The sequence below is a fragment of the Cupriavidus laharis genome, from assembly GCF_914271435.1.
In the GTDB taxonomy this organism is placed as follows: Bacteria; Pseudomonadota; Gammaproteobacteria; order Burkholderiales; family Burkholderiaceae; genus Cupriavidus; species Cupriavidus laharis.
The window spans coordinates 249,536-275,547 of sequence record NZ_CAJZAI010000001.1 but is presented as its reverse complement, the minus strand read 5'-3'; the positions used below and the strand labels follow the sequence as shown (position 1 = coordinate 275,547).

Below are 26,012 nucleotides of genomic sequence, written 5' to 3'. Positions count from 1 at the left end.
CGCCGGACCTGCGCCCCTTCGCCCGAAGTTACTTCGCGGCGGCCGAGATTTCCTTCTCGGCGGCGTCGCGCATCGACTTGCCGACTTGCGGGCCATACTTCTGCATCATCGAACCCCAGATCTCCTGGGTCGCCTTGCCCTGGTTGGCCATGAACTTCTGGCCGGTCGGCGACTTCAGGAACGTGGTCAGGTCCTTGATTTCCTGCGTGCTGTAGTACTTGCCGAAGGCATCGTAGTGAGCCTGGATGGCGTCCTTCCTGAAGCCGTCGGTATTGAATGCCGTACCGGCGCCATCGACCATGCGCTGCACAGCGCCATTCTTCTTCAGCTTCTCGACCGCGGCCTGCTTCTGCTTGTCGCTCAGCGTCTTGTTCTCGACCAGCACCTGCTCAAGCACCAGCGGAGCTTCCTGCTTGGCGCCTTGCTGCCAGTTGTCGGCCTGGCCCTTCACAGCCTGGTCGGCCTGCATGACGGAAAGCAGTTCCTTGATGGCAGCCGTCTTTTCGGCGTCCTGCGCGTGCGCATGCTGCGCCACCATGAACGTCGGAACGAAAGCAGCCAGAACAGCGATACGTCGATAGGTTTTGAGCATTATGACTCCCTGGAAAATATGTCCGTTTTAGTCCGGACCGCCGTCTGGCGAGTTCCGGCCGGTGTCCTATTGTTGCAACAACTTACGAATTGGCGTCGGCATCGGCAGCGCCATCGGCCTCTTCCGCCTCTTCCGAGCCGGAGCCGTTGTCGGCATCGCTTTCCACAATGCGCTGCAGGCCCGAGAGCTTGGTGCCTTCGTCGACATTGATCAGCGTGACACCTTGCGTCGCGCGGCCCATCTCGCGGATTTCGGCTACGCGTGTACGGATCAGCACGCCGCCGGTGGTGATCAGCATGATTTCATCCTCGGGCGAAACCAGTGCAGCAGCCACCACACGGCCATTGCGCTCGCTTGTCTGGATCGCAATCATGCCCTTGGTGCCGCGGCCGTGTCGAGTGTACTCGGCGATGGGCGTGCGCTTGCCGTAGCCGTTCTCCGTCGCGGTGAGCACGCTGCCCGGCGCACCGGCTTCGGCCTGCTCCGCGGTCTCGGCCGGCGCCACCAGCATGGCAATGACCGACTGGCCGTCGTCGAGGTTCATGCCGCGCACGCCGCGCGCCTGGCGGCCCATCGGGCGTACGTCGTTTTCATCGAAGCGCACGGCCTTGCCGGCGTCCGAGAACAGCATCACGTCGTGCTGGCCATCGGTGACCGCGGCGCCGATCAGGTAGTCACCGTCGTCGAGATCGACCGCGATGATGCCGGCCTTGCGCGGATTGGAGAATTCCGTCAGCGCAGTCTTCTTGACCGTGCCGCGCGCGGTGGTCATGAAGATGAAATGCTCGGCATCAAACTGCCGCACTGGCAGGATGACGTTGATCTTCTCGCCGTCGGACAGCGGGAACATGTTGACGATCGGCCGGCCGCGCGAATTGCGCGAGCCCTGCGGCACTTCGTAAACCTTCAGCCAATACAGGCGGCCACGGTTGGAGAAACACAGGATGTAGTCGTGGGTATTGGCCACGAACAGCGTGTCGATCCAGTCGTCTTCCTTGGTCGCCGTGGCCAGCTTGCCGCGACCGCCGCGCTTCTGTGCCCGGTACTCGGAAATCGGCTGGCTCTTCATGTAGCCGCTGTGGGACAGCGTGACCACCATGTCCTGCGGGGTGATCAGGTCCTCGGTATCCAGTTCGGTCGCGTTCAACTCGATCTGCGAGCGGCGCCCGTCGCCGAATTCCGCGCGGATTGCCGTCAGTTCGTCGGAAATGATGGTCGTGATACGCTCCGGACGGGCCAGGATATCAAGCAGATCGGCGATGATCGCCATCACATCGCGGTACTCCTGGACGATCTTGTCCTGCTCCAGGCCCGTGAGGCGTTGCAGTCGCATCTGCAGGATTTCCTGCGCCTGGGAATCCGAGAGGCGGTACAGGCCGTCGGCCTGCATGCCGAACACGGCCGGCAGGCCATCCGGACGATACGAAGCACGGCCACCCGGCGTGTCGGATTCGGCGCGCGCGAGCATCTCGCGAACCAGGCCCGAATCCCAAGACTTCGCCATCAGTTCCTGCTTCGCAATGGGTGGCGTCGGCGCCGCCTTGATGATCGCGATGAACTCGTCGATATTGGCCAGCGCCACGGCGAGGCCTTCCAGCACATGGCCGCGCTCGCGCGCCTTGCGCAGTTCGAACACCGTGCGGCGGGTCACCACTTCCCGGCGATGCTGCAGGAAGTACTCCAGCATCTGCTTCAGGTTGAGCAGGCGTGGCTGGCGGTCGACCAGGGCCACCATGTTCATACCGAAGGTGTCCTGGAGCTGGGTGTTCTTATATAGATTGTTGAGGACGACCTCAGGCACTTCATTGCGCTTGAGTTCGATCACCACGCGCATGCCGGACTTGTCCGACTCGTCGCGGATGTCCGAAATGCCTTCGATCTTCTTGTCGGTGACCAGTTCGGCGATGCGCTCGAGCAGCGTGCGCTTGTTCACCTGGTACGGCAGCTCGTCGACGATGATGGCCTGGCGCTGGCCGCGGTCGATGTCCTCGAAGTGCGTGCGGGCACGCATGACGACGCGGCCACGTCCGGTGCGGTAGCCTTCACGTACGCCCTGGATGCCGTAGATAATGCCGGCAGTCGGGAAATCGGGCGCGGGAATCAATTCAATCAGCTCATCCACCGTCGCCTGCGGATTGCGCAGCAGGTGAAGACAGCCGTCGACGATTTCATTCAGGTTATGCGGCGGAATATTCGTGGCCATGCCGACCGCAATACCCGACGAACCATTGATAAGGAGATTCGGAATTCGCGCCGGGAGAATAGCGGGTTCTTTTTCCGAACCGTCATAGTTCGGATCGAAATCGACAGTTTCCTTGTCGATGTCGTGCAGCATCTCGTGGGCGATTTTCGAAAGGCGGATTTCGGTATAACGCATTGCTGCCGCGTTATCCCCGTCCACCGAACCGAAATTCCCCTGGCCGTCGACCAGCATGTAGCGCAGCGAGAAATCCTGCGCCATGCGGACGATCGTATCGTATACAGCAGTATCGCCGTGCGGGTGGTACTTACCGATCACATCACCGACGATACGGGCCGATTTCTTGTACGGCCGGTTCCAGTCGTTGTTGAGCTCATGCATCGCATAGAGCACGCGCCTGTGCACCGGCTTCAGGCCATCTCGGACATCGGGAAGCGCCCGGCCCACGATCACGCTCATTGCGTAATCCAGATACGAGCGGCGCATTTCCTCTTCGAGGGAGACCGGAAGGGTTTCTTTTGCGAATGGATCCATTGCGGCGTGGTTTATGCGGCGGGTTTAAGCGAAAGGAGGCCCGGATTTCCACCCAATGCGCGAGGCATCCGGCGGCTGGCCAACATGCCATTCTAACATGCGCGCGCACCCGCCTCCGCCCACCTGCACCGGGCCGACCCGCCCCTCCAGACGCGCCTGAGTGAAACCCGCAAAGCCTGATGCCACAAGGCTTTGCGGGTAGTTCAAGACCCATGTTGCACAAACACCACAGGCCCAAAACCCATTGATTGAATCGAATATATTTACTTCTTAGGAAACGAGCCTTGTGGCACAATTCCCCAGCGAAGAGCCAGACATTGTTCGAAGTGGAGCATACACCACATCGAGAATGTTATACTCCGAAGAATGTATGACTTGTTTTCGTCCATTTGCTCGCAGTAACCCTGCGGTGATCTCATCCTGAGAGGAGAAATATGAAAAAATTTGCCAAGCTCGCGCTCGTTGCAGCTACCGCAGTAATGGCTGCATCCGCTCAAGCCCAGTCCGTCCCCTATGAAAAGAAGGCCGTGAATGACAACTGGGGCAACGGTACGAGCGAGTACGTGTGGAAGAATGGCACGAACGAGCTCTGCTGGCGCGACAGCTCCTGGACCCCGGCTACCGCCAACGCCCTGTGCGACGGCGCCCTGGCCCCGGCCGCTGCTCCGGCTCCGGCACCGGCACCGGTTGCTCCTCCGGTCGTCTCCAGCGAGAAGGTCACTTTCGCGGCTGACACCCTGTTCGACTTCGACAAGGCTGTCCTGAAGCCGGAAGGCAAGGCGAAGCTGGACGATCTGGTTTCGAAGCTGCAAGGCATCACCCTGGAAGTCATCATCGCCGTTGGCCACACCGACTCGTTCGGTTCGGACAAGTACAATGATCGCCTGTCGATCCGTCGTGCTGAGTCGGTCAAGGCCTACCTGGTGAGCAAGGGCGTTGAAGCCAACCGCGTGTACACCGAAGGCAAGGGCAAGCGCCAGCTGAAGGTCGATCCGAAGTCGTGCAAGGGCAACCGCAAGGCCCAGATCGCCTGCCAGCAACCGAACCGTCGCGTGGAAGTCGAAGTGGTCGGCACCCGCAGCGCACGTTAATCGGAATCTTTCCGATGCAGAAAGGCCCAGCGCAAGCTGGGCTTTTTTTTTGGTACAGTTGGCCAGACCTCTTCCTACCTGCCGGCTCAGGCACATTGTCCTTTGCCGGCCCCGCAAACCATGACGTCGCCTACGCAAGCCTTGCCGCCCTCCGCGGCCAATCCAGCCGGCCGGAATGCCGACCCCAAGGAAATCGACAAGTTCAGCGAGCTGGCCCATCGCTGGTGGGACCCGAACAGCGAATTCAAGCCGCTGCATGACCTGAATCCGCTGCGCCTCGGCTGGATCGACGGCATTGCCGGCCTGGCCGGCAAGAAGGTAGTCGATATCGGCTGCGGCGGCGGCATCCTGTCCGAGAGCATGGCGCGGCTGGGCGCCCATGTGCGTGGTATTGACCTGTCGAGCAAGGCCCTGCGCGTGGCGGACCTGCATAGCCTGGAGTCCGGTGTTGCGATCACCTACGAGGAGATCGCCGCCGAAGCGCTGGCAGCGCGCGAGCCGGGCAGCGTAGATGTCGTGACTTGCATGGAAATGCTCGAACATGTGCCCGACCCCTCGTCGATCGTCCAGGCTTGTGCAACCCTGGTCCGTCCCGGCGGCTATGTCTTCGCTTCCACGATCAATCGCAACCTGAAGGCCTATCTGATGGCCATCGTGGGCGCCGAATACATTCTTCAGATGCTGCCGCGCGGTACGCATGACTACGAAAAGTTCATCACGCCATCCGAACTCGCGCGTTTTGCCCGCAACGTCGGCCTGGACCTGATCGAGATGCGCGGCATGACCTACAACCCGCTCTCCCAGGTCTATTCACTCGGTGGCGATACGGATGTGAACTACATGATGGCCTTCCGCCGGGTGGCGAAATGATGACGGCGATCGACGCCGTATTCTTCGACCTGGACGGCACGCTGGCCGATACCGCCCCGGACCTGGCTGCCGCGGCGAACCGCCTGGTGGTCGAACACGGGCGCCCGCCAGTGGCATATGAGAAGCTGCGGCCGGTTGCATCGCATGGTGCGCGCGGGCTGCTCGGCGCGGCTTTCGGGAAGCAGCCCGACGATCCGGACTTCCCCGCCCTGCGCGACCTGTTCCTCGATTATTACGAGGCCGACATCGCCGTGCATACGCGCCTGTTCGACGGCATGCCGCAGGTGCTGGATTCGCTGGAAGCCGCCGGCATCCGCTGGGGCATCGTCACCAACAAGATCGCGCGGTTCACGGTACCACTCGTAGCTGCCATCGGACTCACGCCGAGGGCCTCTGCCGTCGTCAGCGGCGACACAACGCCCCATGCCAAGCCTCATCCCGCCCCCCTGCTCCACGCCGCCGAACTGAGCGGTGTGGCACCACAGCGATGTGTGTATGTGGGTGACGACTTACGTGACATCCAGGCCGGCAAGGCAGCGGGCATGCTCACCATCACCGCCGCCTACGGCTACTGCGGCGACGGCGAGCCGCCGGAAACCTGGGGCGCCGACTACCTTGTGCGGCACCCCGCAGAGTTGATTCCGCTTCTCATGCCGGCCTGAGCCGGCGTTCACAAGCAAGAACGGAACCTGGCGCGGCAACTTCCGTCCAAACCGAGTACAATCCGTACTTCTTATCACTGGGGCCGACCTGGTTTCGACGTGGGTTGCGAAGCAGTGGAGGGCATACCGAGGACCCGTCACCTCGTTAATCAATGGGAATGCAATAACTGCTAACGACGAACGTTACGCACTGGCAGCCTAAGGGCCGCCGTCCTCGCACTGGCTCGCTGACGGGCTAGGGTTCGCAAGAACCAGCGAGGTCATTTACGTCAGATAAGCCCCGTCGGTGTCACGACTGCAGGGACGAAAACCAAGTGACTCGCCGTCGTAGAGCGTGTTCGTCCGCGATGCGGCGGTTAAATCAAATGACAGAACTAAGTATGTAGAACTCTCTGTGGAGGGCTTGCGGACGCGGGTTCGATTCCCGCCGGCTCCACCAGTATTCAGTCCGACGACATCTAGCAGCATCCAGAAACCCGCGATAGCTCAAGGCTTCGCGGGTTTTTGCTTTATGGGACTAGCTGGGATACGCTGACACTAGCTGGGGGTCTGAGGGGGTCTAAACAGGGGTCAAACGCTGACCACCAAACCCTTGACCCCCAACAGCGTGACCCCCACCGGCTATTTCCCCATGTCCCTGACCATCAAGCAGATCGAGAACGCCCAGCCACGCGACAGGTTGTACCGCCTGAGCGACGGCGACGGGGCTTACCTCGAAGTCAGCCCTGCCGGCGCGCGGCGCTGGTTCCTGAAGTACCGTCGCAACGGCAAGGAGACGCGCCTGTCGCTCGGCAACTGGCCGGAGGTAGGGCTGAAAGAAATGCGCGAGCGGCGAGCAGCAGCCCGTAAGCAGCTGGCTGACGGGATCGACCCCGCCCATGCGCGCGCAGCAGCCAAGCACGCGGCGGCGATCAACGGCGCCAACACCTTCGAAGTCGTGGCGCGGGAGTGGCACGCCAAGTTCGCCCCCTCGTTGTCTGAGTCGCACGCGCAGCGCAACCTGCGTCGACTCGAAAAGCATGTGTTTCCCTACCTTGGCACCCGTCCGATTGTCGGCCTGGCCCCGGCTGACGTGCTGAGCGTACTGCAACGCATCGAAAAGACCGGCCATCTCGAAACTGCGCACCGCGTGCGGGTATTGATCGGGCAGGTAATGCGATATGCCATCAGCACCGGACGGGCCGAGCGTGACATTGCCGCCGACCTGCGCGACGCACTGCCAGCGGCACAGGTGAAGCATCACGCCGCCGTGACCGATCCTGTTCAGTTGGGCGCCCTGCTGCGCGCCATTGACGGCTACACCGGCACTGCGGTGGTCACAGCAGCATTACGCCTCGCCCCAATGGTGTTTCAGCGCCCCGGTGAACTGCGACAGGCCGAGTGGAGCGAATTCGATCTAGACGGTGCCATGTGGACAGTGCCTGCTGGCCGGATGAAGCGGACGAAGGCAGGTAAGGAAAATGGCCCTGACCATCTGGTGCCGTTGTCGCGTCAGGCAGTTGCAATCCTGCGAGGGCTGCAGGTACTGACCGGGCGGGGGCGCTTCGTTTTCCCCAGTCTGCGCGGCGGCGACCGGTGCATGTCGGACATGGCGCTGTCGGCGGCATTCAAGCGGATGGGATATGCCGGCGATGAAGCGTTGCCACACGGCTGGCGCGCGACGGCCCGTACGCTCGCCGCTGAGGTGCTCGGCGTGCGCGACGAGGTGATTGAGGCGCAGTTGGCCCACGGCGTGCGCGACGCGCTCGGGCGCGCATACAACCGCACGCAGTGGCTCGATCAGCGGCGCGAGCTGATGCAGCGATGGGCTGACTATCTGGACGAACTGAAGGCAGGTGCGAAGGTGCTGCCGTTCGCCAGCGAGGCCAGCGCATGAAAGGCGGCGAGCGCGGAACGATCGCGGATGAGGTCGGACGGCGACTATTCGAACTGCTGTGCCAGCAAGGACTGCCGCCGCTCAAGCTCGAATTGCTGCAGGCTCGCAATCGAAAACTGCGCGACTTGGCAGTTGCGCAAGTGGCGGAGGGGCGCGGGCTGGCCCCTGACACGGTATCAGCCATGTTCGATACGTTCGGCGGTGACGGCAAGCACCTGCCTAAACCGCAAGGAGGACGCCCGGTAGCCTACACCGACAGTGCGGCTGCGAAAGCAGACAGGCTGGCGCAGTTGCTGCTGTGGTCGTTCAAACGGCTGCCAGCCAACATGTGCCCGGACGCGCCAGCTAACCGCATTAGCGCAGCGGTCGATGCGCTGGCGCTGATAACAGTCCCTGCTGACAAGGCAGACTTGAGCAGACTACGCAGGGGCAAGCGCCTCCCCAACTCGGCAAGAACAGCGACAGCCAAGACGGCACTCCTGCTGTCGCGCGCGTTACTTCTCCGCGTAATGCGCGAAGCCGATGATCTGAACGGTCAACTGACCAATCGACACCGCGCCATCGTCACGCCTGTGTGCCTGCGCGGTGCTGCATTTAAGTTGCTGCGACTGGCCGAGGAACTATCTGCACGCAAGCGCAGGGCAGAAGCAGCGGCCCGTCGCGCGGGGTAGATTTCTCCAACTGAATTTCCGGCCCTGAAACCATAGGCTCCATACCAATGCAGCGCACCCCAGCCGCTGCGAGATATGGAGTCAGAATGACCATCGGCGAAGTCTCTACCGGCAAGAAGCGCCAGCCGGCCATCCCCCTCGAAGCTATCCCAATCGACCTGCAAGGCGACGCGCTGCTGACTGCGCGCGAGACGATGCGCCGTGCCGGACTCGCCTACAGCAGCCTGTACGAAGCGATGCGCCTGCGCGGCTTCCCGAAGCCCGTAAAGATTGGCGGCTCGCGCACCAATCGCTGGGTACTGCGTGAAGTCGATGCGTGGATTGCCGCGCGCATCGCCGCGCGTGACGCCTCCAAGGCGCAGGGGGCAGCAGCATGACCGACAACACCGACCTCATCGCAGACCGGCCGGACGTGCCACCCTCCGACGAATTCGCCCCGCCCCGGTGCTGGTCAGAGGAGTGGCATCACATAGCGTGCGCCCCCGGTGATGCCTGCCGCTTCGCGCAGCGGGAGGTCGGAGGTCTGCGCGGGCACGCAGACCAAATTCGCGCCATCGCTGCCGGCCCCGTCACCGGCTACATCACCGCCAGACACCCCGGACACCAGATCGTCAAAGCAGCGCACGAAAGTCTCGCTGGCCCACACGGTCAGGACTACGGCGCGGTCGATCACATGCAGCGCGCCCTGATCGAACTGGAACAGGGCATCACGTCGCCCGCGTCGCAACGCGAGGCACTCGACACGCTCGCCTACTACGCCGACCGGATGGCCGATCAACTGTGCCGCGCGCAGCGCGACTGCGTGGCCTGCGCAAAGAAAAAAGGGCCGACCGCATAGGCCGACCCTTTTATCCACTTCCCGCCGCTGGCCCCTCGTCCGGTACAGCGGCGTTTCACTACATCGCAGGAGCATCCTAGCATGTACGGCAACGAATCGTATGGTGACCTGTTTTCCGGCGCTGCCGGCGCCCCCCTCCCCACTGCACACCCGACATCCATAGCACTCACGGCGCAGGTATTGGGCGAAGCCATCGCCCGCTACGCCGCGCGTGGCTGGGCCACCTTCCCCCTATCGCCCAGCAAGAAGATGCCCGCCTGCCCGCACGGCCACCTCGACGCGCGTGCCGACCTCGTACCCGTGCTCAACTTGTTCCTCGCCAGCATCGAAGCCAGGTATGTTGCTGGCTACTTTGATGCGCTCAAGCGGCGCAAGGACGCCGGCAAGGGCACGCCGGAATACGAGGCGGCGGAGGCCGATGTGCGGCGCCTGTGGGGCGACGCGCAAGCGCGTGCCGACGGGCACGGCATCGCACAGGCCACCGATCCCATCGGCGCATTCGTATGTGCAGTGGGCCGCCGTGCCGTGCCGAACCTTGCAGTTGCGACGGGCGCGCCGAGCGGCGGGGCCTGTGTGCTCGACATCGACGAAAAGGACGGCAAACATGGCGGCGCGACGCTCGCCGCGCTTGAGGCGCAGCACGGCGCTGTACCGACATCGCACAGTGTCACAACGGCATCGGGCGGACGGCACCTGTGGCTCGACGGTGGCGGTGCGCCGCTGCCCTGCACCTCCGGCATCCTCGGCAACGGACTGGATACGCGCGGGACGGGCGGCTTCGTCGTGGCATGGCCGTCCGTGGTCAATGGGCGACAGTACAGCCGTGTCGACGATGGCCCGCTACCAACCCTGCCGCAGTGGCTGTTCGATCTGGCCGGTGCGCGCCGCTCGACAGGCGCGGTAGATACGCTGCCTGACCACCTGCGCGGCTTCGACGGTCAGAGCAATGACGACCTGACTGCTGGTGTCGGACGGGGCTGGCCTGAGATCGACGAGAAGATCGAACAGGTGCGGGCGATGCTGGCCGTGCTGCCTGCCGATGACCGCACCGAATGGCGCGACATGATCATGGCCGTGAAGTCGCTCAACTGGCAGTGCGGCGAGGAACTGGCGCGCGAGTGGTCGAAGAAGTCGGCGAAGTACACCGACGCTGGGTTCGATCAGTTGTGGCACAGCATCACGCCGGGCGGCAACGGCGCAGGCAAGCCCATCACCATTCGCACGCTGGTGCAAGCCGCGCAGGCCGCAGGATGGACACCGCCGCGCTACGCGCCCGCCGACGCCAGTAGTAGCGTGCAATCGGTCAGCGCGACGGTAAGCGCAGAGGCGGATGTCGCGCGGCTGGCCGCAATGCCGCAGGACGCAATGATCGCGGCGTTGGCTAAGTTGGGGAAGCTCGATTACGACCGTGTGCGCACACCACTAGCCGAAAGGCTCGGCGTCCGCGTCGGCACAATCGACGACGAGGTGGAGGCGGCACGCGGCGGCGCGGGCGATAGCGGCGCAAGCAAGCCCATTACCTTCGAACAGGTCGAGTCGTGGCCCGTGCCGGTCGATGGCGCGGCGCTGCTGACCGACATTGCCGACACCCTCCGCAGGTACATCGTCTGCGACGCCGAGGCAGCGGACGCGGGGGCGCTGTGGATCGTCATGACATACATGATGGACATGGTGCAGGTCGCCCCCCTGCTCCTCATCACCGCACCTGAGAAGCGTTGCGGAAAGACGCAGTTACTATCGCTCGTCTCCCGCCTGAGCGCCCGCCCACTGCCGACAAGCAGCATCACCGTGGCAGCCCTATTTCGCACAGTCGAGCAGTACGGGCCAACGCTGCTGATCGATGAGGTTGACGCATTCATGCGCGATAACGAGGAGCTGCGCGGCATCGTCAACAGCGGGCACACGCGCGACACGGCAGCCGTCATCCGCACAGTGGGGGACAACCACATCCCCACGTCATTCAGCACGTGGTGCGCGAAGGCACTCGCGGGCATCGGGCGGCTACACGGTACGATCATGGATCGCGCCGTCGTGCTCCCCCTGCGCCGAAAGAAGGTAAGCGAGAAGGTCGCAAGCCTGCGACGTGCTGACCGTGCTGTGTTCGAGCAATTGCGCAGGTGCATTACCCGCTGGGTATCTGACAATGCCACCGCTGCTACCAGATTCGACCCGCCTGACCTCGACGGGCTGGACGACCGGGCGCTGGACAACTGGGAGCCACTTCGCCAGATCGCGCAGGCAGCCGGCGGCGACTGGCCCCACCGTGCAGCACGCGCAGCGCTGGCGCTCAGCGGGCAGGCCGCTGACGCAAGCAACGAGGGGCGCGGGGTGGAGTTGCTGACCGCTATCCGATCAGTGTTTGACCAGAGGCAAGCCAACGGCCACAAGCACGCCGACCGCATCCCGAGCGCCGATCTGGCGATGGCGCTGACCCAGGACGATGAGGGGCCGTGGGCGACCTACAACCGGGGCAAGCCGATCACTGCCAACCAGATCGCTAAGAGGCTGAGTGAGTTCGGCATCAAGAGCACAAGCGTCTACCTAGGAGGCAAAGACCGCCCGAAGGGCTATATGCGCGGAATGTTTACAACCTGTTGGGAGCTATACCTGCCGTCACCCCAGTCGAGCAACGCACTAGGGGCGAATGGCGCACAAAACGTGTCCGAAGGGCATACCCTCTCGCTGGAACTCTCAAAAAACACTCATCCAGCCGCTACGCCGCTCAAAGCCAATACTGGCGCGGGTTTCGAAGTAGCGGCAGGTGTTTTTTCGACTCCCGGTTTTGACGGTGCCGCTACGCCGAAATCAGCCACCAGTAAGGCTTTGAGCGGCGTAGCGGCTGCGAAGGCAAAAATCGGGGGTTCCGGCATAAGGGGTATGCCATCCGAGAGTTCGAACGACATGTTTGCCGAGATGCGGCAGGAGCAGGAACGGCGCAAAAAGCGCCCCGGCTGAGGGGTTGTTAGCAACTGCGGGCAGCGTTGGCGAGGGCGATTCTGCCCTCCCGCATTGCCGTTGAATAACTGCAAAAATTCGCCACACACGCTCAAATGCAATTCAGTTGCAATAACAGGATCGACCTCAGATGAGCCAGCCTGACCGCCCCGCCGCCCAGCACCCTTCACCCGGTGCCTGACCATGAGCTACCTGTCTGACTGGCTGCAGCAACTGCAGATTGACGGCGCCGAGGACGCTGAGCGCGTCGCGCGGGAGCGTGCTGCTGAGGCTGAGAAGCAGCGCCGGCAGCAGAGGCGGCGCGACGCCCGCACGGCACAGGCGCTGCGAGGCGCCGCACGCAAGGCTCGCACGACGCTCCGACGCGTCGAAGCAGAACGGTACAGGGCTGATACGCTGGCCAGCCAGTTTCAGCGCTGGTGGGCCGTGCAGCCCGTTGCGACGCGGATGCGCCCGCACACCTTCAGCGAGATCAAGGCACAGCTACACGGCGTGACGGCGGGTAAGACGGCGGGCAACACTGCACTCGTCGCGGTGCTGCGTGCAGCGGGCTGGCGCAAGGCGCGCGTGTGGATCGACTCCCCCGACAAAAGCCGGCGGCAGTGGCTGCCGCCCGGTGTCGTTACGGAATCCGATGACAAGCCGTCGAAGGGCCCCACACCAGTGAAGCGGCCACGCGGCAGGCCGCGCAAGTTCGATCACGCATCCCTGCCGCACGCCGACGACTACCTGTGAGAGCGCGTTACACGCCAGTCTCGATGCAGATGGTGGCTGGCCAGCTTTCGCCCGTATAGACGAAGAACAGCTTACCGTCCTGCCGGAAGTACAGATAGTGGCGATCTGTCTCGCCACGACCGTAGTTGTGGGTCAGCATGAACATGTGCTCGATGCCATCGAGCGAGCCGGTGCGCTGTGCGTGGCCGCGCTTGGGTTGCCATGTTTCACCCTTCGCGGTTGTGTCGTAAGCAAAGCACAGTTGGCCGTTGAGGACGACCGGCACGCGCGGACACGTCGACCATTCTTTCGATTGATAGAAAGGGATCATATGAACGACGTCGCCTCCGTATGGCTTCCACTCCCTAGTCACAACCCGCGCATTTTTGATCACGCCTCGCTGCCACACCCCGACGACTACGTCTGAATGCGACCGGCACGATGGGGGCTACCTCGCCTTTCCAGACGTATTCCTCTGCCGTTCTATGGAATCCTCCAAGCGCTTAGCCTCCGGGGTTAGCGTGAAGGTGCTCTCCTTGTATGACCTCCAGATCGGCCCACGGGGAGTGTCCCAGACAATTCGTCGCACGCCGTCTTTCGCACGCTCCGAACAGCCCGTCATTGTTATCTCTCCGGTCGACGAGACGATCCTCGCCGTGCGCCCCATCGCAAGCGGTTCGCCGTTCTTTCCGACAAGGCTCATTTGCGCATCGGGCGGCGGGGGATATCCGAGGCTACACGCCCCGCCCCTCTCATTGACATTCACTATTTCCAGCGCGGCTCCGCCCGGTTCGGGTTTCGTCATCCAAACATACACACGCTCGGATTCGTCGATCTTCCTCTGAGGTGGGTAGTACTTCTCCAGTGCGTCTAAGGGAATGTAATCAACAGAAGGTCGCTCTGCCCCCACGGCGGTTGTCAATATTGAAAGGCTCAAGAGAGCCAGCACAGTACGCTTCATAGCCACGCGCGGAAGGTGTTGCCGCTTCGAATATTTAGTAACGAGTGCATCGTAACGCAACACATATTGTTAGCAGCGAAAATTTCTGCGCTCCCGGTTAAGAGCCATACCCAAGCGGGGGTGCCGGGGGTGTGGGGCATGGGGGGACGCTAGGGGGGAGGGTCGGGCCACTCGGAAGATCGTGCGGAGTGATGCCGAAGGTGGAGCGGATCGACGACCGGAACGTCGCGACGACATTGCCTGTGCGTGCGCCGGTGGAAGGTTGACAACGCAGAAGCGCAGGGCCGCGCCAGATCGCCCCCAGCAGTATCGGCTGCCCCGAGCGGTGGTGTTGCGGGGGTCAGATTGGGGGTCAAGATCGAAACGAAAAGCCATATAGCCGCACCACATAAGGCTTTCCAGCTATCATTTGGTTGACGCCGGCACCAGTACTCCTGAAACCCAGCCGTTGCCCGGCTGGGTTTTTTCTTGCCCGAATGACAGGCCGTCCGCCCATACAACGTGGTGCCATCGCTAGCCGCCCGTCCCCGCGTCTACAATACCGTCCTGCAGCCTCCCCTGTCGCTTAGCCATGTCCGATTATCCCCGCTTCACCGTCAACCGCGCCCTGGTCACGATCGTTCCCGAGCAACCGTTTCTGGATTGGATCCAGGCCGTGGATCCGGAGCCCGTTCCGAACCTGACGCTAGAACACGTGCGGGAAGATCAGAGTGTTTTCCTGCTGCCCGAGGAAATTGCGGACACCGCCGACAATGCCAGGCATTGGGTGGAAAAACGCTGGCGTGGTTTCTTCGAGTTCATGCTCGCCGAGTGGTTTGACGAGTCACTGTGGCCCGAACAACTGTCGCTGCAGATGTTCCGCGACTGGTTCAGCGTGCACTATCACTCGACGGTCTTCGACATGGTCCCGGATATCCCATTGATGCATGACGATATGGACGACGATGAGGACGGCGAGGAACTGCTGCACTGAGGCAGCAGCCCTCCGCTGAACGCGACCGCTCAGAGGAAGCGGTCGAGCAGCTTGCGGCTGGGACGGTCCAGCGCCATCAGGTCACGGATCAGGTAGTGGATGCCGTGGCTGTCCGAAATCAGCAGCGTGGTCCCGGCCAGGCGGCGGATGTCTTCCTCGCCGCGCAACACCAGCGTGGTCTGGCCGCGATCGGTCTGCACGGTCCACTCGCTCGGTGTGGCAAACGTCGAAACACTGACAATGCGCCGGATCTCGGGCATGAATTCGCGCGCGGCCAGTTCCTCCTCCACCAGCGCGCGCTGCGGGGCGGGCAGCCGGTCCAGCCGCGGAATCCAGACCAGTTCATGGCCATCCGTGCTCATCATGCCGATGCCGTCGTCGGGCGCGCCGATCGGGAAGGCGCGCACCGGCACCACGCCCTCGTGCGCCGTGCCGTCGCCAAGGGTCAGCACCAGGCGGCCGAAGGCATTGCGGGTCAGCGTGAATTCCGTCTCGGGCATTGCAGTAGCGTGAATAGCGTGAAGGTTGGCGTCATTGTGCATTGGCGGCCTCCGCTTCCCTGGCAGGCACACCGCCTTCGCTGTCGGATTCGGCCTCGGTATCGACATTGCGGGCCTGCGCCTGGTACAGCTTGTAGTAGGCGCCTTCGCGCGCCAGCAGCTCGTCATGGCCGCCCACCTCGACAATCTGGCCGCGGTCCATCACCACGAGGCGGTCGGCCTTGCGCAGCGTGGACAGCCGGTGCGCGATCGCGATGGTGGTCCGCCCCTGCACCAGGTTGTCGAGCGCCTTCTGGATTTCCTTCTCCGTCTGCGTGTCGACCGAGGACGTGGCCTCGTCCATGATCAGGATGCGCGGGTTGATCAGCAACGCACGCGCAATCGAGATGCGCTGGCGCTCGCCGCCAGACAGCGCCTGGCCACGCTCGCCGACGAGCGAGTCGTAGCCGTGCGGCAGCCGCAGGATGAATTCGTGCGCGTGCGCGGCGCGCGCCGCCGCGACGATCTCCTCGCGCGTGGCATCCGGCTTGCCATACGCGATGTTCTCGGCAATCGTGCCGAAGAACAGGAACGGCTCCTGCAGCACCAGGCCGATATGGCTGCGATACTCCGAAACCGGCAGCGAACGGATATCGATGCCGTCCACGCGGATCGCGCCTTCGGACACGTCATAGAAGCGGCAGATCAGGTTGACCAGCGTGCTCTTGCCCGAACCGCTGTGCCCGACCAGCCCGATCATCTCGCCCGGCGCGATCGACAAGTCCAGGCCGCGGATCACCGCACGGTTGCCGTAGCGGAACCCGAGGTCACGCATTTCGATGGCGCCTTCCACCTTCTCCAGCTTTGCCGGGCGCGCGGGCTCTGGCACGCTCGACACGTGGTCGAGAATGTCGAAGATGCGCTTGGCCCCGGCCGCCGCCTTCTGCGTAACCGATACGATCCGGCTCATCGAATCGAGCCGCGTATAGAAGCGGCTGATGTAGGTGAGGAATGCGACCAGCACACCCACCGTGATGGCGCTGTGCGACACCTGCCAGATGCCGAAGACCCACACCACCAGCAGACCGATTTCCGTGAGCAGCGTCACGGTCGGCGTGAACAGCGACCACACGGCATTCACGCGATCATTGATTGCCAGGTTGTGTTTGTTGGCCTCCCGGAAACGGGCCACTTCACGCTTTTCCTGCGCAAAGGCCTTGACCACGCGGATGCCCGGAATCGTGTCGGCCAGCACGTTGGTGATCTCCGACCAGATCCGGTCGATCTTCTCGAAGCCGTGGCGCAGCTTGTCGCGCACCAGGTGGATCATCCACGCGATGAACGGCAGCGGCACCAGCGTCACCAGCGCGAGCCAAGGGTTGATCGACACGAGGATCACCGCCGTCATCACGATCATCAGCACGTCGGTGGCGAAGTCCAGCAGGTGCAGCGACAGGAAGACGCAGATGCGGTCGCTCTCCGAGCCGATGCGCGCCATCAGGTCGCCCGTGCGCTTGCCGCCGAAGTACTCCAGCGAGAGCTTCAGCAAGTGTTCGTAGGTGGTGGTGCGCAGGTCGGCGCCGATGCGCTCGGACACGCGCGCCAGCAGGTAGGTGCGCGCCCAGCCCAGGCTCCAGGCCACCAGTGCCGCGCCCAGCAGGCCAGCCAGGTACAGGCGCACCAGGCCATAGTCGATCGGCACGCCGTTCTGGAACGGGATCAGCACCTTGTCCATCAGCGGCATGGTCAGGTACGGCGGCACCAGCGTGGCCGCTGTGGACAGCAGCGTCAGGACAAAGCCGGCCAGCAGTTCCCAGCGATACGGACGCGCAAAGCGCCACAGGCGCAGCAGCGCCCACGTTGACGGCGGGGTTTCCAGTTCGCGGCTGCACTGCGGGCATTGCTCCTCGCCAGGCGGCAGCGGTGCCTTGCAGGTGGGGCACAGTACCTCGCCGGCATCCGGTGGTTCGCCGGCAACTGCCATGTCACGGCGCGCCTCGAACTGGTCGACCAGCCGCAGCGCGGCGGGATTGTAACCAAGCGTGTAGCGCCAGTTGCCAAGCCTGGCCGTGCCGTCGCTCAGTTCAAGGGTGCCCACGCCGGCGTGGTCCGTGTGCGAGAGGCGCAAGCCGGGCCCGATGGCCCATTCCTGCACATTTTTTTCGCCGGGAGCGCGAGCCAGAAGACGCTGGTCCGTCACAACCAGCCACCCTTGGGTAAAATGCAGCCTCGCGTCGAGGTCGAGTTCCAGCCCGGCCAGAACGGTCTCGCCGGGACGAAGCATCGCACCGGCTTCGGCACGCCACGGCTCGTCCGGGGCGTGGCTTTGTGAGACAGGCAGGGAAGACTGGGTCATTGTCGGCGCGCCTTGCAGCGTCCAGCGGAAACGGACATAACTTGAAACAATTTAGAATGGCCGCGCACTGGCGGCCCGCGATTTTGCCCGCAAGTATACATAACGCAAACCAGCGGGTGCTCCTGATGCATTGCACAATCGGATGTCAGCTAAAGAAGTCAACCTGACGTATGCTGTAACGTTATTGAAAGGTTAGGCTTCCATTTCTCGGGCGGTTCCGCCCATTGCCTCAAGCTAAATCGATGAAAAAGAAGGACATTGAGATTTTCGATGTCATGTCGCTGCGCGGCCCGAATATGTGGACATATCGGCCCGTGCTGGAGGCGTGGGTCGATATCGGGGAACTGGAGGATTTTCCCTCCAACACGATTCCGGGGTTCTACGAACGGCTGTCGACCTGGCTGCCTACGCTGATCGAGCACCGCTGCAGCATCGGCGAGCGCGGCGGTTTCCTGCAGCGCCTCAAGGAAGGCACCTGGCCGGGCCACATCCTGGAACACGTGACGCTTGAGCTGCAGAACCTGGCTGGCATGCCGGGCGGCTTCGGCAAGGCGCGCGAGACCCCGATCCGCGGCGTCTACAAGGTGATCGTGCGCGCCTGGCATGAAGAAGTGACCCGCGCCGCGCTCTTCACGGCGCGTGACCTGGTGATGGCCGCCATCGAGGACCGGCCGTTCGACGTGCCCGCCGCCGTCGATCACCTGCGCCGGCTGATCGATGAGCACTGCCTGGGCCCGAGCACGGCCTGCATCGTCGATGCCGCCGACGACCGCGACATCCCGTCCCTCCGCCTGTCCGACGGCAACCTGGTGCAGCTCGGCTACGGCGCTCGCCAGCGCCGCATCTGGACGGCCGAGACCGACCGCACCAGCGCCATCGCCGAAAGCATCTCGCGCGACAAGGACCTGACCAAGAGCCTGCTGGAATCGTGCGGCGTGCCTGTTCCGGAAGGCCGCATGGTCGAATCGCCGGAAGACGCCTGGGAAGCTGCCGAGGACATCGGCGTGCCGGTGGTGGTCAAGCCATACGACGGCAACCATGGCCGCGGCGTCTTCACCAACCTGATGACACGCGAGGAAGTCGAGACCGCCTATGCCGTGGCCATCGAGGAAGGCAGCGGCGTGATCGTCGAGCGCTTCATTCCCGGCAACGAGCACCGCCTGCTGGTGGTGGGCGGCCGCATGGTCGCTGCCGCGATGGGCGAGACCGCCAGCGTGGTGGGCGACGGCAAGTCGACCATCGAGGAACTGATCGAGCTGCAGATCAATTCCGATCCGCGCCGCGGCAGCACCGAAGACCATCCGCTGAACAAGGTCCGCCTGGACTCGGCGGCCCGCCTGGAGCTCAAGCGCCAGGGCATGGATGCCAGCTCGGTGCCGCCCGAAGGCAAGACCGTGCTGATCCAGCGCAACGGCAATGTGGCGTTCGACGTCACCGACCGCGTGCACCCGAGCGTGGCCGCGCATGCATCGCTGGCCGCGCGCGTGGTCGGCCTGGACATCGCCGGCGTGGACCTGGTGGCCGAGGACATTTCGCGCCCGCTGGCCGAGCAGCGCGGCGCCATCGTGGAAGTCAACGCCGGCCCCGGCTTGCTCATGCACATCAAGCCGGCCGACGGCACGCCTCGCCCTGTGGGCCGTGCGATCGTCGATCACCTCTTCCCCGAGGCCGATGACACGGATCCGGGCCGCATCCCTGTGGTCGGCATTACCGGTACCAACGGCAAGACCGTGGTCGCCAAGCTGGTCGCGCGCCTGCTGCAGCTGTCAGGCAAGCACACCGGGCTGGCCTGCAGCGACGGCCTCTTCCTGGATCGCCGCCTGGTCCAGGGCGGCGACCGCGCCAACTGGGACGCCGGCCACCGCATCCTGATGAACCGCGCGGTGGAAGCCGCTGTGTTCGAGAACGATAGCGGCGCCATCCTGTCCGAAGGCCTGGTCTATGACCGCTGCCAGGTTGGCGTGGTCACCAACTTCGACACGCCCGACCACATGGGCGACTACTACGTCGAAGACGAAGACCGCATGTACAACGTGCTGCGCACCCAGGTGGACGTGGTCCTCAAGAACGGCGCCGCCGTGCTCAACGCGCGCGACGAGCGCGTGGTGGAAATGGCCGAGCTGTCGGATGGCGACGTGATCTTCTTTGGCCTGTCCGCCGAGTTGCCGGCGATTGCCGCGCACCGCGCCAAGGGCAAGCGCGCCGTGTTCGTGCGCGACGGCAAGGTGGTACTGGCCACCGGCAGCAGCGAAACGCCGCTGACCGATGTCGCGGCCATTCCGCTGACCTACGCCGGCCGCGTCTCGTTCCAGGTGGAAAACGTGCTGGCGGCAGTCGCCACGGGCTGGGCGCTGGGCATCTCCAATGACCTGATCCGCGCCGGCATCGTGACCTTCGACGTGGGCCAGGTCGACGTGCCGGGCCGCTTCACGCTGTTCGAGCGCAACGGCGCCATCGTGGTGGTGGACGACGCGCACAACGCCCCTGCGCTGGAGGCCCTGGCCGCCGCGCTGGACCGCTTCCCCGCCGAACGCCGCATGATCGTCTACGGCGCCGGCATGCAGCGCCGCGACGAAGACATGGTCCGGCAGGGCAAGGTCCTGGGCGCCAGCTTCGACCGCGTGTTCCTGTGTGAAGACCGCAGCGTCAAGCGCACGCTGCCCGATGCCGAGGCCCGCGCGCTGCTCAAGCAGGGGCTGTACGAAGGGCGCCGCGTCACCAAGATCATCGACGAAGGCACGCGCCGCGACGCCATCGAGACCGCACTCGGCCAACTGGTGGCCGGCGACCTGCTGGTCCTGCAGTGCGACGAAGGCGCTACCGGCGCCACCGTCGACCGCGTGCACCAGTGGATGGGCCAGCCCCCGCGCCGCGCCTGACGGCACGAAGAAGAACGGATACCAGAATCTATGGAAGTCTCTCGCATCCGGGCCCTGCGCGGCCCGAACCTGTGGTGCCGCCACACTGCCATCGAAGCGATCGTGGCATGCCAGGAACCGTCGGACATGGTCGCCGCCCTGCCCGGCTTTGAAGACCGCCTGCGCGCGCGCTTTCCCGACATCGGGCCGCTGCATCCGGACGAGGAAGCCGGCGAACTGTCGCTCGCGCACGTGCTCGAAGCTGCCACGCTGCGCCTGCAGGCCGCCGCCGGCTGCCCGGTCACGTTCAGCCGCACGGCGCAGACCGTCGAACCCGGCACCTACCAGGTGGTCGCACAATACAGCGAGGAAGAGGTCGGCCGCCTGGCGTTCGATCTGGCCCAGGCCCTGTGCCTGGCCGCGCGCGACGACGCGCCCTTCGACCTCGCCGACGCGCTGCATCGCCTGCGCGAACTCGACGAAGACGTGCGCCTCGGGCCCAGCACGGGCTCCATCGTCTACGCCGCCGTGGCGCGTGGCATTCCGTACCGCCGCCTGACGCAGGGCTCGATGGTGCAGTTCGGCTGGGGCAGCAGGCAGCGCCGCATCCAGGCTGCCGAAACCAGCGCGACCAGCGCCGTGGCCGAATCGATCGCGCAGGACAAGGAACTGACCAAGAGCCTGCTGCATGCCGCCGGCGTGCCGGTGCCGCTGGGCCGTTCGGTGCGCAGCGCCGAGGAAGCCTGGGAAGCCGCGCAGGAAATCGACGCCCCCGTGGTCGTCAAGCCGCGCGACGGAAACCAGGGCAAGGGCGTGGCCGTGCGCATCCGCACGCGCGAGGAAGTCATGACGGCGTACGAGGTAGCCTCGGACATCAGCTCCGATGTGATCGTCGAGCGCTACATTCCGGGCCACGACTTCCGCCTGCTGGTGGTCGGCAAGCACCTCGTCGCCGCCGCGCGCCGTGATCCGCCGCAGGTGATCGGCGATGGCACGCATACCGTGCGCCAGCTCGTCGAGGAAGTGAACCGCGACCCGCGCCGCGGCGAAGGCCACGCCACCTCGCTGACCAAGATCCGCTTTGACGACATCGCGCTCGCCACGCTGGCCAAGCAGGGCCTGACTGCAGAGTCCGTGCCGCCCAAGGGCACGCGCGTGGTCCTGCGCAACAACGCGAACCTGTCGACCGGTGGCAGCGCCACCGACGTGACCGACGACGTCCACCCGGACATTGCTGCGCGCGCCGTGGCTGCCGCGCAGATGGTCGGCCTGGACATCGCCGGCGTGGATGCGGTGTGCGAAACCGTGCTCAAGCCGTTCGAGGAACAGGCCGGCGGCATCGTCGAAGTCAACGCCGCGCCGGGCCTGCGCATGCACCTGCAGCCTTCTTACGGCAAGGGCCGTGCGGTCGGCGAAGCCATCGTGTCGACCATGTTCACCGACGGCAACGATGGCCGCATTCCGGTGGTGGCGGTGTCGGGTACCAACGGCAAGACCACGACTGTCCGCCTGATCACGCACCTCATGGCCACCAGCGGCCTGCGCATGGGCATGACCGGCACCGACGGCGTGTATATCCGTGGCGAGCGCGTCGACACGGGCGACTGCAGCGGCCCGCGCAGCGCGCGCAACGTGCTGCTGCACCCTGACGTGGACGCTGCCGTGTTCGAGACGGCGCGCGGCGGCTTGCTGCGCGAAGGCCTGGCCTTCGACCGCTGCGACGTCGCCGTGGTCACCAACGTCGGCGAAGGCGACCACCTGGGCCTGTCCTACATCAGCACGGTGGAAGACCTGGCCGTGCTCAAGAGCGTGATCGTGCAGAACGTGGCGTCGCACGGCATGGCCGTGCTCAATGCCGGGGACCCGATGGTGGTGCGCATGGCTGATGCGTGCCCAGGCTCGGTGACGTTCTTTGCACATGACTGCGGCCAGCCTGCCATGGCCACGCACCGTGCGCAGGGCAAGCGTGTAGTGTTTGTCGACGGCGACCACATCGTCGCGTCGGAAGGCGACAACGAGGCGCGTATCCCGCTGGCCGAGATCCCGCTCACGCGCAACGGCACGATCGGCTTCCAGGTGGAAAATGCCATGTCGTCGATCGCCGCGGCCTGGGCGCTCGGCATCGACTGGACCATCATCCGCCGCGGCCTGGCCACCTTCGTCAACGACGCGCAGACGGCCCCGGGCCGCTTCAACGTGTTCGACTACAAGGGCGCCACGCTGATCGCAGACTACGGCCACAACCCGGACGCCATCCAGGCGCTGTGCAATGCGGTGCAGACCATGCCGGCGAAGCGCCGCATGGTGGTGATCAGCGGTGCGGGCGATCGCCGCGACGAGGACATCCGCAAGCAGACGCAGATCCTTGGCGGCGTATTCGACGAGGTCATCCTGTACCAGGACCAGTGCCAGCGCGGGCGCGCCGACGGTGAAGTGCTCGCCCTGCTGCGCGAGGGCCTGCAGGGCGCCACGCGCGCCAGCGCGATCGACGAGATCCGCGGCGAATTCCTGGCCATCGACACGTCGCTGTCGCGCCTGCAGGCTGGTGATCTTTGCCTGATCCTGGTGGACCAGGTCGATGAAGCGCTGGCGCACATCGCCAGCCGCGTCACGCAGGGTTAAGCAGGCACCTTTGGGATGTACGAAGGGCCAGCCCCGAACGGGCTGGCCCTTTTTGTTTGCCGAACCGGACTTCAGTGCCGCCCCGGCAACGACAACCGGCGTTCCAGCATATGCTGCAATCCCGAAAGGCCGGTACTGAGCACCCAGTAGATCGCTGCCACAGCAAGGTATAGCGGCAAAGGCTGGTAGGTCGCCGCGATGACCTCCTGCGCCGTGCGCAGCAGCTCCGTCACGGTAATGACCGACACCAGCGAGGTGTCCTTGATCAGGCTGATCAGGCTGTTGGAAAGACTTGGGACCGCGAGGCGCAGCGCCTGCGGGCCGACAACGTAGCGCAGCGTCTGGGCAGGCGTCAGCCCGAGGCTGTACGCAGCCAGCCATTGGCCGCGCGGGATACCGAGAATCGCGCCGCGCATGCTCTCGGAAAGATAGGCCCCCACGTTGAGGCTCAACGTCAGCACGCCGGCCGGCGTCGGCTCCAGCGCGATGCCGATGCCCGGCAAGCCGTAGTAGACGACAAAGATCTGCACCAGCAGCGGCGTACCGCGCATGATGCTGACGTACGCGCGCGCAATGCCCTTCAGGATGGCGTTGTGGCTGATGCCCATCAGCGCCACCACCGTACCGAGCACCAGCCCGAAGGCCATCGACCACAGTGCGAACTTGATGGTCAGCAGCGTGCCCTGCAGCAGCACGGGCATGGAATCGGAAACGAGCTGGAGAGCGGACATTTGGGAGACGCCGGAAAGAATGCACGCATCATACGGCTTGCGGGAATGCGCGCAAACCCCGCGCAGCCAGCGGCCGGGCGGGGTGTTGATACAACCAGGTTCGGATTTACTTGCCGGGCTTGGTCACGTCCGAACCGAACCACTTCACCGACAGCTTGGTCAGGGTGCCATCCTTGCGCAGGTCATCCAGCGCACGGTCGATGGCCTGGGCAAACTTCGGGTTGTCCTTGCGGAACGGAATGGCCACCTCGGCATTGGCGCCCGGCACGACCGCACCCGGGCGCAGCGGCAGGTTGGCGCTCTTGATCAGGTAGTTCACCATCAGCCGGTCGTTGAGCGCGGCATCCACGCGCTGTGCAGCCAGGTCGCGCAGGTATTCGGGCGCACCGGGATAGGTCTTGACGTCGATGCCCGGCACCGACTTGGCCAGGTCGTTGTAGTTGCTGCCCAGGCTCACGCCGAGCTTGTGGCCCTTCAGTTCTTCGAGCGACTTGAACTCGCGCTTGTCATCCTTGCGCTGGATGAGCTGCGCGGCCGAGTAGACGTACGGCGTGGAGAAGTCCAGCACCTGCTTGCGCTGCGGCGTCACCGAAACCTGGTTGACGATCACGTCGAACTTGCCCGCCTGCAGGCCGGCAATGATGCCGCTCCATTCGGTCGTGACGAATTCCGGCTTCACGCCGAGCTTGGCAGCCACTGCACGCGCCACATCCACATCAAACCCGTCGAGCTCGTTTTTCGGGCTGCGGAAACCAAACGGCGGATAGGTGCCTTCGAGGCCGATCTTCAGCACGCCGGCCTGCTTGACCGTATCGAGCAGGTCCGCGGCGCTGGCCGCGGTGGCGGTCAGGCCGGCAGCGCCGGCGATCAGCGATGCAGCCAGCAGGGATTTGAGCCAGCCATGACGAATCGATCGCATATGTTCTCCAGTGGGATGCGGATTGGCCGGTAGCGTCTTGTGGAAGCATGCCGGCTGCTTGTGCTGCTATGAGCCTATATCGGCCTCAACACTACCGCAAACGCTATCGATAGCGAAATAACGATTTATCATGGCTATATAACTGCCAGCCGGCCATGCCGGCATGGTGCCGTTACTGGAACGCCTTGTCGTTCGGCGCGGCGAACAGCGCCTTCATGTCAGCGGACAGCGGATAGTTCATGTTGATGCCGCGCGGCGGGATCGGCGACATGAACCACTTGTTGTACAGCTTCTCGGCCCGGCCGCTGGTCTGCAAGTCTGCGACGACACCATCGGCCAGCTTCTTGAACGACGGGTCATCCTTGCGGAACATGCACGCGTAGTTCTCGGTCTGCAGCGGCGCGCCCACCACCACCCAGTCGCCCGCACTCTTGGCCTTGGTGCGCTCGCCGTACAGCAGCGGCTCATCCATGACGAAGGCCGCGGCACGCCCGCTTTCCAGGATCAGGAAGGACTGCCCGTGGTCCTTGGTACTGATCAGGTTCATGTTCATGGCCTTCTCGCCGTTCATCTTGACCAGCAGGCGCTCGCCGGTGGTGCCGGCAGTGGTGACCACGTTGCGGTCCTTCAGGTCGCTGAACTCCTTCACGCCGGAATCCTTCTTCGTCAGCATCTTGATGCCGTAGACGAACAGGCTGTTGGAGAACGCCACCTGCTTCTGCCGCTCGAGGTTGTTCGTGGTGCTGCCGCACTCGATGTCGATGGTGCCGTTCTGCACCAGCGGAATGCGGTTCTGCGAGGTGATCGGCGTGAGCCTGACCTGCAGGTTCGGCATCTTCAGCTCGCCCTTCACCTTATCGACGATCTGCAGCAGGATCTCGTGCGAGTAGCCCATCACCTCCTTGCCGTCGGTGTACGAGAACGGGATCGACGACTCGCGGTAGCCGAGCGAGATCACCCCGCTGTCCTTGATCTTGCGCAGCGTGTCGCCGTCGGCGGCGCTGGCCGCGGTGGCAGAGAACGTGCCGATCAGGCCGAGGGCGGTGGCTGCCAGCAGGCGCAGGGGGACCCGGTTGTGGCAAGTGTGCGGTTGCTTCATATTGGCGCTCC

General features: G+C 64.2%; 21 protein-coding genes and 1 other RNA gene. 13 read left to right on the top strand and 9 right to left on the bottom strand.

Features of this window, described 5'->3' with window-relative positions:
- Positions 1-28 precede the first annotated feature (28 nt).
- Together LDO29_RS01245 and gyrA are read right to left on the bottom strand one after the other, a co-directional pair.
- Positions 29-592 (bottom strand): DUF2059 domain-containing protein, encoded by a 564-nt coding sequence (locus LDO29_RS01245; RefSeq protein WP_224077976.1) that lies wholly within the window; start codon positions 590-592, stop codon positions 29-31.
- Positions 593-674: 82 nt separating this feature from the next.
- The gene (gene gyrA, locus LDO29_RS01240) at positions 675-3,326 is read right to left on the bottom strand and encodes a DNA gyrase subunit A (RefSeq protein ID WP_224077975.1); all 2,652 of its coding nucleotides are present in this window, start codon (positions 3,324-3,326) and stop codon (positions 675-677) included.
- Positions 3,327-3,760: 434 nt separating this feature from the next.
- On the opposite strand from gyrA, the gene ompA reads away from it, so the two are divergent.
- The 10 genes from ompA to LDO29_RS01190 all read left to right on the top strand — a co-directional run bounded on the left by ompA (position 3,761) and on the right by LDO29_RS01190 (position 13,024).
- On the top strand, positions 3,761-4,417 hold the full coding sequence (gene ompA, locus LDO29_RS01235; protein ID WP_224077974.1) for an outer membrane protein OmpA: 657 nt from the start codon (positions 3,761-3,763) through the stop codon (positions 4,415-4,417).
- Positions 4,418-4,537: 120 nt separating this feature from the next.
- Positions 4,538-5,287, top strand: coding sequence for a bifunctional 2-polyprenyl-6-hydroxyphenol methylase/3-demethylubiquinol 3-O-methyltransferase UbiG (gene ubiG, locus LDO29_RS01230; protein WP_224077973.1), 750 nt, complete (start codon positions 4,538-4,540; stop codon positions 5,285-5,287).
- Positions 5,287-5,949: a phosphoglycolate phosphatase gene (gene gph, locus LDO29_RS01225; protein ID WP_224078437.1), complete on the top strand. Its 663-nt coding sequence runs from the start codon at positions 5,287-5,289 to the stop codon at positions 5,947-5,949. Before ubiG ends, gph begins: the two co-directional genes overlap by 1 nt.
- 79 nt (positions 5,950-6,028) lie before the next feature.
- Positions 6,029-6,388, top strand: a transfer-messenger RNA (tmRNA) gene (ssrA, locus tag LDO29_RS01220).
- Between the two features lie 192 nt (positions 6,389-6,580).
- Complete coding sequence (locus tag LDO29_RS01215; protein WP_224077972.1) at positions 6,581-7,825, top strand: tyrosine-type recombinase/integrase; 1,245 nt, start codon at positions 6,581-6,583, stop codon at positions 7,823-7,825.
- The gene (locus tag LDO29_RS01210) at positions 7,822-8,496 is read left to right on the top strand and encodes a hypothetical protein (protein WP_224077971.1); all 675 of its coding nucleotides are present in this window, start codon (positions 7,822-7,824) and stop codon (positions 8,494-8,496) included. Before LDO29_RS01215 ends, LDO29_RS01210 begins: the two co-directional genes overlap by 4 nt.
- Positions 8,497-8,582: 86 nt before the next feature.
- Entirely contained in the window at positions 8,583-8,873 is a 291-nt protein-coding gene (locus LDO29_RS01205; RefSeq protein WP_224077970.1) for a helix-turn-helix transcriptional regulator, read from the top strand.
- Positions 8,870-9,334, top strand: coding sequence for a hypothetical protein (locus LDO29_RS01200; protein WP_224077969.1), 465 nt, complete (start codon positions 8,870-8,872; stop codon positions 9,332-9,334). The genes LDO29_RS01205 and LDO29_RS01200 overlap by 4 nt, the downstream gene beginning before the upstream one ends.
- Before the next feature lie 81 nt (positions 9,335-9,415).
- On the top strand, positions 9,416-12,289 hold the full coding sequence (locus LDO29_RS01195) for a DUF3631 domain-containing protein (RefSeq protein WP_224077968.1): 2,874 nt from the start codon (positions 9,416-9,418) through the stop codon (positions 12,287-12,289).
- Between the two features lie 183 nt (positions 12,290-12,472).
- Entirely contained in the window at positions 12,473-13,024 is a 552-nt protein-coding gene (locus tag LDO29_RS01190) for a hypothetical protein (protein WP_224077967.1), read from the top strand.
- A gap of 7 nt (positions 13,025-13,031) precedes the next feature.
- Here LDO29_RS01190 and LDO29_RS01185 read toward each other — a convergent pair whose 3' ends face one another.
- A complete protein-coding gene (locus tag LDO29_RS01185) occupies positions 13,032-13,334 on the bottom strand; it encodes a hypothetical protein (RefSeq protein ID WP_224077966.1) in 303 nt (100 codons plus the stop codon).
- A gap of 117 nt (positions 13,335-13,451) precedes the next feature.
- Complete coding sequence (locus LDO29_RS01180; protein WP_224077965.1) at positions 13,452-13,964, bottom strand: hypothetical protein; 513 nt, start codon at positions 13,962-13,964, stop codon at positions 13,452-13,454.
- 571 nt (positions 13,965-14,535) lie between these two features.
- Between LDO29_RS01180 and LDO29_RS01175 the strand changes: the two genes are divergently transcribed.
- Complete coding sequence (locus LDO29_RS01175) at positions 14,536-14,937, top strand: hypothetical protein (protein ID WP_224077964.1); 402 nt, start codon at positions 14,536-14,538, stop codon at positions 14,935-14,937.
- Positions 14,938-14,966: 29 nt separating this feature from the next.
- Here the strand turns inward: LDO29_RS01175 and LDO29_RS01170 are convergent, their stop codons facing one another.
- Together LDO29_RS01170 and LDO29_RS01165 are read right to left on the bottom strand one after the other, a co-directional pair.
- Positions 14,967-15,437, bottom strand: coding sequence for a cyanophycin metabolism-associated DUF1854 family protein (locus LDO29_RS01170; RefSeq protein ID WP_224077963.1), 471 nt, complete (start codon positions 15,435-15,437; stop codon positions 14,967-14,969).
- A gap of 31 nt (positions 15,438-15,468) precedes the next feature.
- Positions 15,469-17,772, bottom strand: coding sequence for a cyanophycin metabolism-associated ABC transporter (locus tag LDO29_RS01165; protein ID WP_224077962.1), 2,304 nt, complete (start codon positions 17,770-17,772; stop codon positions 15,469-15,471).
- A 242-nt stretch (positions 17,773-18,014) separates the two neighbouring features.
- On the opposite strand from LDO29_RS01165, the gene cphA (LDO29_RS01160) reads away from it, so the two are divergent.
- A complete protein-coding gene (cphA, locus tag LDO29_RS01160) occupies positions 18,015-20,651 on the top strand; it encodes a cyanophycin synthetase (RefSeq protein WP_224077961.1) in 2,637 nt (878 codons plus the stop codon).
- 30 nt (positions 20,652-20,681) lie between these two features.
- On the top strand, positions 20,682-23,252 hold the full coding sequence (cphA, locus tag LDO29_RS01155) for a cyanophycin synthetase (protein ID WP_224077960.1): 2,571 nt from the start codon (positions 20,682-20,684) through the stop codon (positions 23,250-23,252).
- 71 nt (positions 23,253-23,323) lie between these two features.
- On the opposite strand, the gene LDO29_RS01150 is transcribed toward cphA (LDO29_RS01155), so the two are convergent.
- The 3 genes from LDO29_RS01150 to LDO29_RS01140 all read right to left on the bottom strand — a co-directional run bounded on the left by LDO29_RS01150 (position 23,324) and on the right by LDO29_RS01140 (position 26,001).
- Positions 23,324-23,983, bottom strand: coding sequence for an amino acid ABC transporter permease (locus LDO29_RS01150; RefSeq protein ID WP_224077959.1), 660 nt, complete (start codon positions 23,981-23,983; stop codon positions 23,324-23,326).
- A gap of 106 nt (positions 23,984-24,089) precedes the next feature.
- The gene (locus LDO29_RS01145; protein ID WP_224077958.1) at positions 24,090-24,902 is read right to left on the bottom strand and encodes a transporter substrate-binding domain-containing protein; all 813 of its coding nucleotides are present in this window, start codon (positions 24,900-24,902) and stop codon (positions 24,090-24,092) included.
- Positions 24,903-25,074: 172 nt separating this feature from the next.
- The gene (locus LDO29_RS01140) at positions 25,075-26,001 is read right to left on the bottom strand and encodes a glutamate/aspartate ABC transporter substrate-binding protein (RefSeq protein WP_224077957.1); all 927 of its coding nucleotides are present in this window, start codon (positions 25,999-26,001) and stop codon (positions 25,075-25,077) included.
- Positions 26,002-26,012: the final 11 nt, after the last annotated feature.

Excerpts from the sequence above, each read along its gene's own strand:
- LDO29_RS01200 (WP_224077969.1), top strand. The coding sequence starts at position 8,870 with ATGACCGACAACACCGACCTCATCGCAGACCGGCCGGACGTGCCACCC.
- LDO29_RS01145 (WP_224077958.1), bottom strand. The coding sequence starts at position 24,902 with ATGCGATCGATTCGTCATGGCTGGCTCAAATCCCTGCTGGCTGCATCG.
- LDO29_RS01180 (WP_224077965.1), bottom strand. The coding sequence starts at position 13,964 with ATGAAGCGTACTGTGCTGGCTCTCTTGAGCCTTTCAATATTGACAACC.
- ompA (WP_224077974.1), top strand. The coding sequence starts at position 3,761 with ATGAAAAAATTTGCCAAGCTCGCGCTCGTTGCAGCTACCGCAGTAATG.
- LDO29_RS01245 (WP_224077976.1), bottom strand. The coding sequence starts at position 592 with ATGCTCAAAACCTATCGACGTATCGCTGTTCTGGCTGCTTTCGTTCCG.
- LDO29_RS01190 (WP_224077967.1), top strand. The coding sequence starts at position 12,473 with ATGAGCTACCTGTCTGACTGGCTGCAGCAACTGCAGATTGACGGCGCC.
- gph (WP_224078437.1), top strand. The coding sequence starts at position 5,287 with ATGACGGCGATCGACGCCGTATTCTTCGACCTGGACGGCACGCTGGCC.
- LDO29_RS01195 (WP_224077968.1), top strand. The coding sequence starts at position 9,416 with ATGTACGGCAACGAATCGTATGGTGACCTGTTTTCCGGCGCTGCCGGC.
- LDO29_RS01205 (WP_224077970.1), top strand. The coding sequence starts at position 8,583 with ATGACCATCGGCGAAGTCTCTACCGGCAAGAAGCGCCAGCCGGCCATC.
- ubiG (WP_224077973.1), top strand. The coding sequence starts at position 4,538 with ATGACGTCGCCTACGCAAGCCTTGCCGCCCTCCGCGGCCAATCCAGCC.
- LDO29_RS01185 (WP_224077966.1), bottom strand. The coding sequence starts at position 13,334 with ATGATCCCTTTCTATCAATCGAAAGAATGGTCGACGTGTCCGCGCGTG.
- cphA (WP_224077960.1), top strand. The coding sequence starts at position 20,682 with ATGGAAGTCTCTCGCATCCGGGCCCTGCGCGGCCCGAACCTGTGGTGC.
- gyrA (WP_224077975.1), bottom strand. The coding sequence starts at position 3,326 with ATGGATCCATTCGCAAAAGAAACCCTTCCGGTCTCCCTCGAAGAGGAA.
- LDO29_RS01140 (WP_224077957.1), bottom strand. The coding sequence starts at position 26,001 with ATGAAGCAACCGCACACTTGCCACAACCGGGTCCCCCTGCGCCTGCTG.
- cphA (WP_224077961.1), top strand. The coding sequence starts at position 18,015 with ATGAAAAAGAAGGACATTGAGATTTTCGATGTCATGTCGCTGCGCGGC.
- LDO29_RS01215 (WP_224077972.1), top strand. The coding sequence starts at position 6,581 with ATGTCCCTGACCATCAAGCAGATCGAGAACGCCCAGCCACGCGACAGG.
- LDO29_RS01210 (WP_224077971.1), top strand. The coding sequence starts at position 7,822 with ATGAAAGGCGGCGAGCGCGGAACGATCGCGGATGAGGTCGGACGGCGA.
- LDO29_RS01165 (WP_224077962.1), bottom strand. The coding sequence starts at position 17,772 with ATGACCCAGTCTTCCCTGCCTGTCTCACAAAGCCACGCCCCGGACGAG.
- LDO29_RS01175 (WP_224077964.1), top strand. The coding sequence starts at position 14,536 with ATGTCCGATTATCCCCGCTTCACCGTCAACCGCGCCCTGGTCACGATC.
- LDO29_RS01150 (WP_224077959.1), bottom strand. The coding sequence starts at position 23,983 with ATGTCCGCTCTCCAGCTCGTTTCCGATTCCATGCCCGTGCTGCTGCAG.
- LDO29_RS01170 (WP_224077963.1), bottom strand. The coding sequence starts at position 15,437 with ATGCCCGAGACGGAATTCACGCTGACCCGCAATGCCTTCGGCCGCCTG.